General features: G+C 65.1%; 5 protein-coding genes and 1 pseudogene. 4 read left to right on the plus strand and 2 right to left on the minus strand.

Features of this window, described 5'->3' with window-relative positions; genetic code table 11:
- Together ACY693_RS14295 and ACY693_RS14300 are read right to left on the minus strand one after the other, a co-directional pair.
- Window positions 1-418: pseudogene (locus tag ACY693_RS14295) on the minus strand (DUF58 domain-containing protein); the annotation flags it as partial.
- A gap of 27 nt (window positions 419-445) precedes the next feature.
- Window positions 446-1,378 (minus strand): AAA family ATPase, encoded by a 933-nt coding sequence (locus ACY693_RS14300; protein ID WP_462322494.1) that lies wholly within the window; start codon window positions 1,376-1,378, stop codon window positions 446-448.
- A gap of 130 nt (window positions 1,379-1,508) precedes the next feature.
- Between ACY693_RS14300 and mnmG the strand changes: the two genes are divergently transcribed.
- The 4 genes from mnmG to ACY693_RS14320 form a co-directional block, all read left to right on the plus strand.
- A complete protein-coding gene (mnmG, locus tag ACY693_RS14305; RefSeq protein ID WP_462322495.1) occupies window positions 1,509-3,452 on the plus strand; it encodes a tRNA uridine-5-carboxymethylaminomethyl(34) synthesis enzyme MnmG in 1,944 nt (647 codons plus the stop codon).
- On the plus strand, window positions 3,452-4,180 hold the full coding sequence (rsmG, locus tag ACY693_RS14310) for a 16S rRNA (guanine(527)-N(7))-methyltransferase RsmG (protein WP_462322496.1): 729 nt from the start codon (window positions 3,452-3,454) through the stop codon (window positions 4,178-4,180). Before mnmG ends, rsmG begins: the two co-directional genes overlap by 1 nt.
- Entirely contained in the window at window positions 4,173-4,967 is a 795-nt protein-coding gene (locus ACY693_RS14315; protein ID WP_462322497.1) for a ParA family protein, read from the plus strand. Before rsmG ends, ACY693_RS14315 begins: the two co-directional genes overlap by 8 nt.
- Window positions 4,968-4,986: 19 nt before the next feature.
- Window positions 4,987-5,549 (plus strand): ParB/RepB/Spo0J family partition protein (locus ACY693_RS14320; RefSeq protein ID WP_462322498.1); only part of this gene is annotated, 563 nt, incomplete at its 3' end.

The following is a 5,549-nucleotide window of genomic DNA, read 5'->3' on the forward strand; positions in this document are numbered from 1 at the left end:
CCGGCGCGCTGCGGCGGATCTTCCAGGGCGGGCCGGCGCAGGCGCCGCCGCCCAGACGGAGCTCGCCGAGACCCCGGCCGTGCTGAGTCCAGCGCTCAACCCGAAACCGTGCCGGTTGGCCACAGAAGGTCGGCTCCGCATCGGCGCAGCGTACTGAGACCCCGAGCAGGTTGTACCAGCAGTGGTGCATACTCACCAACGCGATCCCGGCCATCAGAAAGGTCAAGAACAGCCCGAGGTTGTTCTGGTAGTTGAGCGAGCCGAGCAGTGTGGCAAACAGCATGGTGCCGAAGGCGACGCCGGTGCTGGTTGGCAGGATATAGATGCGGCGCGCGCCGATACGGGCCACGCCCTGTTGATCATGGGGGTTGCGGCGCATCAATCCGTCCAGCCAGCGTTGGCGTTGCGGCTCACTCACCGTCTGTGCATCTGTCTGTGATCAGCGTCAAGGAATGGGCACTGCGTCGAGGATCTGCGTCGCAACCGCTGGGTCTGTGCGTCCGCTGTGCTCGGTGTCTTGTGCCAACCGATGGGGAACCACCGCCGGCAGCACCTGCTGGACATCGTCTGGGACGACATAATTGCGTCCCTCAATCATCGCCCAGGCCCTGGCCGCGCGCAGCAGGCCGAGCCCGGCGCGTGGCGAGAGCCCATGTCGGAAGCGGTTGCTCGCGCGTGTGTAGTTCAAGATGTGCAGGCAGTAGTCGATGATCGGCGGTGCCGCATGGATGCGATCAAGGTGCGCCTGGGCCTGGATCAACGCGTCCCCGCTGAGCAGCGGTTGTAGCGCCGCCACCATGGCGCGTCGGTCCTCACCGGCAAGCAGGATGCGCTCTTGCTCCTGATCCGGATAGCCAAGCGCGATACGCATCAGAAAGCGGTCGAGCTGTGACTCTGGCAGCGGAAAGGTGCCAATCTGATGCGCCGGATTCTGCGTGGCGATGACGAAGCAGGGTTGCGGCAATGCCCGGGTCTCGCCGTCGGCGGTGACCTGGCGCTCCTCCATCGCCTCGAGCAGGGCACTCTGCGCCTTCGGCGTGGCGCGATTGATCTCGTCGGCCAGCACGAGCTGCGCGAACACCGGCCCGGGATGGAAGCGAAACTGCTCGCCGGCACGGTCATAGACCGAGACGCCAAGCACATCCGCTGGCAGCATGTCGCTGGTGAATTGGATACGGGAATACTGCAGCCCCAGCAGTCGGGCAAGCAGATGCGCGAGCGTGGTCTTGCCAACGCCCGGCAGGTCTTCGATCAGCAGATGACCGTCCGCGAGCAGACAGACCAAGGCCAACTTGATCTCCTGGGCCTTACCGAGGATGACCGAGCTGGCGGTGTCAATGAGTGGTGTGAACTGGCTTGGCGGCGCGCTCGCGCGCATCGGGCTCAGCATGATGTGGGCTGTGGTCCGCGGTTCCGGTTGCTGGCTGCCCGTCTCTTGGCCGATAGCAGCCTGAATGTTCGATGAATTCGGATTATCATAGCGAGTTGCTTGCGCAGGGGTTGAGACCATGTTGGTAGAACAACAGTACGACGTCATCGTCGTCGGTGGCGGGCATGCTGGCACTGAGGCGGCGCGGGCCGCGGCCCGCGCTGGTGTGCGGACGCTGCTGCTGACTCATAACATCGAGACCATCGGTCAGATGAGCTGCAACCCGGCCATCGGCGGGATCGGCAAGGGGCATCTGGTGCGCGAGATCGATGCCCTGGGCGGACTCATGGCTCATGCGACCGACCGCGCCGGCATTCAGTTCCGGGTGCTGAACCGGCGTAAGGGACCGGCGGTGCGGGCGACCCGTGCGCAGGCCGATCGCATGCTGTATCGGGCCGCGGTGCGCAGTGCCGTGGAGACGGCGCCCAACCTGGATCTGTTTCAGCAGGCGGTCGATGACCTGCTCATCGAGTCGACCGGTCAGCGCGAGCGTGTCGTCGGCGTGCGCACCCAGATGGGGCTCGAGTTTCGCGCGCGGGCGGTGGTGCTGACCGTTGGCACCTTCCTCGGCGGCAAGATCCATATCGGGCTCAGTCACTATCAGGGCGGTCGCGCCGGCGACCCGCCGTCGAATGCGCTTGCCGAGCGGCTGCGCGCGCTGCCGTTTCGGGTCGAGCGGTTGAAGACCGGGACGCCGCCGCGGATCGCTGCGCGCAGCATCGATTACAGCAAACTCGAGGCGCAGCCGGGTGACGAGCCGGTGCCTGTATTCTCCTATCTAGGCAGCGCCGCCGAGCATCCGCGCCAGGTCAGCTGCCATATTGCGCGCACCACCGAGCGCACGCATGAGGTCATCCGCGGCGGATTGTCACGCTCGCCGATGTACTCGGGCGTGATCGAGAGCATCGGCCCACGCTACTGCCCGTCGATCGAGGACAAGATCGTGCGCTTCGCCGATAAGACCTCGCATCAGATCTTCGTCGAGCCCGAAGGTCTAGAGAGCGGCGAGGTCTACCCGAACGGGATCTCGACCAGCCTACCATTCGATGTTCAGCACGCGCTGGTGCGCTCGATCCCTGGTTTTGAGCAGGCGCATCTGACCCGCCCGGGTTATGCGATCGAGTACGATTTCTTCGATCCACGCGATCTTGCGCCCTCACTCGAGACCCATTTCATCTCGGGCCTGTTCTTTGCTGGCCAGATCAATGGCACCACCGGTTATGAGGAGGCCGCGGCACAGGGGCTGCTCGCAGGCCTGAACGCCGCCCGGCAGGTGCGAGAGCTCGAGCCCTGGTCGCCGCGCCGCGATGAGGCCTATCTTGGTGTGCTGGTCGATGACCTGATCACCCGCGGCACCAACGAGCCCTATCGGATGTTCACCAGCCGGGCCGAATATCGGCTGATGCTGCGTGAAGACAATGCGGATCTACGCCTGACCGAGACCGGCCGTCGGCTCGGAGTGGTCGATGATGAGCGCTGGCGCCGCTTCGAGGCGAAGCGTGAGGCCATCGAGCGCGAGCAGCAGCGGCTGCGCGACTGCTGGGTGCGACCCGGAACTGTGTTGGCAGCCGAGATTGAGCAGCGCAGTGGCGAGCAGATCAGACGCGAGGTGCGCGCGCTAGACCTGTTGGCGCGACCGGCCGTCGGCTATCGCGACTTGGCCGTCTGTGCTGGCATCGGTGATCCGCTCGGGGTGGTCGCAGAGGCGAAGGCGACTGAGTTCGTGCCATTCGCGTCGTCTTGTCCAGACGCGTTGGCGATCGCCGAGCAGGTCGAGATTCAGGCCACCTATGGCGGCTATCTGGCGCGGCAGCTCGATGAGATCGAGCGCCAGCGCGGTCAGGAAGCGCGCTCGCTGCCGGTCGACTTCGATTACGAGACGGTGCGGGGCCTATCGGCTGAGGTCTCGGAAAAGCTGCGCCGCGTGCGGCCCGCGACGGTCGGGCAGGCGGCTCGGATTCCTGGGGTCACCCCGGCGGCGGTGTCACTACTTCTTATCCATCTCAAACGGTTGAGCGCCTGATGGAGGTCGATCCGCAGGAGCTGCGGGCTCGGTTGGACGGAGGACTGGCGGCGATGTCGGCGCAGATCGGCGCGACCCTTGATGAGACCGCGCGCGACAAGCTGATTCACTATCTGCTGCTGCTTGGGCGTTGGAACCGAGCCTTCAACCTGACCGCGGTGCGTGACCCGCGCGAACAGGTGGCGCGTCACCTGCTGGACAGCCTGGCCATTCTGCCCTGGGTGATGCGCGGACCTGTGCTTGACCTCGGGACAGGCGCTGGCTTGCCCGGCATTCCGCTGGCGCTGGCTCGGCCCGAGCTCGCGTTCACGCTCTTGGATAGCAACGGCAAGAAGACCCGTTTCGTGCGTCAGACGGTGCTGGAGCTCGGGCTCGAGAATGTCGAGGTGATCCAGATTCGGCTCGAGACATACCGGCCGGCGCACAAATTCGCTACTATTGTCGCCCGCGCCCTGGCATCCCTGCAGGAGCTTTATCAAAGTGCGCTGCGCCTGGCCCGCGCCGATGGCTGCCTGTTGGCACTGAAAGGCCGGCTGGCTGCCGATGAGCTGGCCCAGCTGCTGGCCCAGCTCGCGGCGCATCGATCGGCTGTTGCCAGCAATCCTGACCAGGCTGACGCCGTTGCAGGTTGGCTCGGCGAGCCCTGTATCCACTCTCTCGTTGTTCCCGGTGTCGACGGCGAGCGTTCTCTGATTGAGGTCTCCCTCAGCGGTAGTATCCATGGCTAGTATCAGAACCATTGCCATCGCGAATCAAAAGGGTGGTGTCGGCAAGACGACCACGGCGGTGAATCTGGCTGCCTCCCTGGCAGCCATCGGGCGACGGGTGCTGTTGGTTGACCTCGATCCGCAGGGCAACGCCACCATGGGCGTCGGGGTCGATAAGAACGGGCTCGAGCGTACCGGCTGTGATCTGCTGATGGGCGAGGCCGAATTCGCCGAATGCGTCGTGCGTCTGGATGCGCCAGAACCCGGTTTTGACCTGCTGCCCTCGAATGGCGACATGACGGCCGCTGAGGTCGGGCTCATGCAGTCGGACAAGCGCGAGCGTGCCTTGGCGGACGCGCTCACCGGCGTTGCCGGGGCCTATGAGGTCGTGTTGGTCGATTGCCCGCCGTCGCTGAACATGCTGACGGTCAACGCTCTGGTCGCCGCAGACGGGGTTCTGATTCCGATTCAGTGCGAGTACTACGCGCTGGAGGGGCTCTCGGCCTTGTTGGACACGGTTGAGCAGATACGCGGCAGCCGCAACGCCGGCCTGCGCATCGAGGGCATCCTACGGACCATGCATGATCCTCGGAACAACCTGGCCAATGAGGTCTCGACCCAATTGGTGACCCATTTCTCCGATGAGGTCTATCGCACCATCATCCCGCGCAATGTGCGGCTGGCCGAGGCACCCAGCCATGGGCTGCCCGCGCTGCTCTACGATTGCAGCTCGCGCGGCTCTGTTGCCTATCAGGCCTTAGCGAGCGAGATCCTGCGCCGCCGCGAGCGCACCCCAAGCGCGGCCTAATCCTGGAGCCTGAGTGCCGATGACAGCTGCTAAGAAAAAGGGATTGGGCCGTGGGCTCGATGCGCTGCTCGGTGGTATGCGCGAGGCCGATGGGCGGGTCGCAGACTCGGAGCAAGCGTTGCCCGATGGCCAGGGGGATACCTCCGCCAAGGCCGCGGCACTGACCGCCCCGATGCTCGGCGAGCCGGTGCGCGAGCTGGCGTTGGATCAGATCCAGCGCGGGCGCTACCAGCCGCGGCGCGATTTTGACGAAGAGCGCATGCGCGAGCTCGCCGATTCCATCGCGGCCCAAGGCGTGATTCAACCGATCGTGGTGCGCCCGCTTGTCTCGGGCCAGTATGAGATCGTCGCCGGCGAGCGGCGTTGGCGTGCGAGTCAGCAAGCTGGGCTCGAGCGCATTCCGGTGGTGGTGCGCGATGTCACCGAGCAGGCCGCGCTGGCAATCGCGCTGATCGAGAATATTCAGCGCGATGACTTGAATCCGTTGGAGGAGGCCGGCGCCCTGCGTCGGCTCTTGGAAGACTTTGGTCTGAGTCATCTGCAGGTGGCCGAAGCGGTCGGCAAGTCGCGCAGCACGGTGAC

The sequence above is a fragment of the Halochromatium sp. genome, assembly GCF_054919635.1.